The sequence below is a fragment of the Yoonia sp. genome, assembly GCF_036007805.1.
In the GTDB taxonomy this organism is placed as follows: Bacteria; Pseudomonadota; Alphaproteobacteria; order Rhodobacterales; family Rhodobacteraceae; genus Yoonia.
Genome location: NZ_DASYOK010000146.1, coordinates 1 through 2,113, shown reverse-complemented (window position 1 = coordinate 2,113; position 2,113 = coordinate 1). Strand labels below are relative to the sequence as shown.

The window sequence follows — 2,113 nt, the reverse complement described above, 5'->3', positions numbered from 1 at the left end:
GACAAGATCATCAATCAAGGGCTTTGCGGGCGCTATCATGACCGTGCAAATATCGACATTGTCGACGGTCGCGCAGGGATCAGCCTCTTCAAGGCGGAGGCGCGCGAATTTCCGATCTCGCTCGATATGATGGAACGCCATCCACAGGGAAGCCAGGCCTTTCTGCCGATGAGTTTTCATCCGTTCGTCGTCGTTGTGGCCCCCGATCAGGGTGGCACACCGGGCCAGCCGCGTGCGTTTCTGACAAGCGCCGGACAGGGCATCAATTTCGCACGCGGCACATGGCACGGGGTTTTGACGCCCATCCATGCGCCCGGACTATTCGCTGTTGTGGATCGGATCGGGGAGGGTCCGAACCTGCAAGAGCATTGGTTTGAAACACCATTCACCATTCTGGGGTGAGAAGAGACTTGCCAGCGGGAAGACTGGGAAGATCGTCCAAAGGGAGGGACAATACTATGGCTGACAACGCAATCGGAACACCGGAGCAGCTCCGTGATCCGAACTATACACCGGCACTTCATCGGGCCATTCCGCTCGGTATCCAGCATGTGCTGGCGATGTTTGTGTCCAACGTCACACCTGCGATCATTATTGCAGGGGCGGCGGGTTTCGGGTTCGGATCAGACGCGGGCGCGCAGGGGTTCCCCGACATGACCTATCTGATCCAGATGTCGATGCTGTTTGCCGGCATCGCGACTTTGTTCCAGACCATCGGTTTTGGTCCTGTGGGTGCCCGTCTGCCCATCGTGCAGGGCACCAGTTTCGCGTTTATCCCCATCATGATCCCGCTTGTGGCCGGCAAAGGCGTTGATGCGCTGCCTGCTCTCTTCGGCGGTGTGATGATCGGTGGTTTATTCCACATGGTGATTGCGACTTTCATCGGTAAAGTCCGCTTTGCACTGCCGCCACTGGTCACCGGTCTGGTCGTTACCATGATTGGTCTGGCCTTGGTCAAGGTCGGCATCCAGTATGCCGCTGGCGGCGTGCCTGCAATCAATTCGCCTGAATATGGCTCGCTTCTGAACTGGTCTGCGGCGCTGGTCGTGATCTTTGTGACCCTCGGGCTCAAGTTCTACGCCAAGGGCATGCTGGCAGTTTCGGCCGTCGTCATCGGTATTCTGGTGGGCTATGTCTATGCGCTGTTCATGGGGATGATCACCGTCGAAGGCATCGCTGCGAGCTGGAACCGCGCGGCACCTGTCGCATTCCCCAGCCCGTTCAAATACGGGTTTGAACTCAGCTTTGCCGCGATCATCGGGTTCTGTCTGATGGCTTTCGTCTCGGCGGTGGAAACCGTGGGCGATGTGTCGGGGATCACCAAAGGTGGTGCCGGCCGCGAAGCCACCGACAAGGAAATTACCGGCGCAACCTATGCCGACGGTTTGGGCACAGCGGTGGCCGGTATCTTCGGTGGTTTTCCGAATACATCCTTCAGCCAGAACGTGGGTCTGATCGCCATGACCGGCGTTATGAGCCGCCATGTGGTGACCATCGGCGCGATTTTCCTGATCATCTGTGGCCTGATCCCCAAGGTAGGTGCTGTGATCAATACAGTCCCCATCGAGGTCTTGGGTGGCGGTGTCATCGTGATGTTCGGCATGGTGGTTGCTGCGGGTATTTCGATGCTGTCGGATGTGAACTGGAACCGCCGGAACATGGTGATCTTTGCGATTGCCCTGTCGATCGGTCTGGGCCTGCAGCTTGATCCGCTGGCGGTACAGTATCTGCCGGATACGCTACGCATTCTGATGACATCAGGCCTTTTGCCCGCTGCGGTGATTGCGATCGTGCTGAACCTGATTTTGCCTGAACAATTGTCAGGCGAAGCGACCGAGGAAGTCTCGGGCGGTATGACAGGGCATGGCCACGGGTCGTTGCCAAAGTCATAAGGGCGGAAGGCACAAAACGAAAAGGCCCGGTCGCTTGACCGGGCTTTTTTTATTAGTTGGCTTCGCGGTCAGCCCAGCCTGCAAAGATGCGTTCCAGAAAAATCACCGCGTAGTAAAGAACGATCCCGAGGAAGGCCAGCGCGATCAGCACTGCAAACATCAACGGATAATCCCCGTTGGTTTCCCCCGACTTGAACAGTGCGCCAAGGCCACGACCATGC

General features: G+C 57.5%; 2 protein-coding genes and 1 pseudogene. 2 read left to right on the top strand and 1 reads right to left on the bottom strand.

The annotated features are described in order from the left end of the window. Together VGP75_RS08495 and VGP75_RS08490 are read left to right on the top strand one after the other, a co-directional pair. Positions 1-402: ureidoglycolate lyase (locus VGP75_RS08495; protein WP_327543243.1), on the top strand; the 402-nt coding region annotated here is incomplete at its 5' end. A gap of 56 nt (positions 403-458) precedes the next feature. Further along, entirely contained in the window at positions 459-1,892 is a 1,434-nt protein-coding gene (locus VGP75_RS08490; RefSeq protein WP_327543242.1) for a nucleobase:cation symporter-2 family protein, read from the top strand. Positions 1,893-1,944: 52 nt separating this feature from the next. Here VGP75_RS08490 and VGP75_RS08485 read toward each other — a convergent pair. Then, positions 1,945-2,113, bottom strand: a pseudogene (locus VGP75_RS08485) (ABC transporter permease); the annotation flags it as partial.

Excerpts from the sequence above, each read along its gene's own strand:
- VGP75_RS08490 (WP_327543242.1), top strand. The coding sequence starts at position 459 with ATGGCTGACAACGCAATCGGAACACCGGAGCAGCTCCGTGATCCGAAC.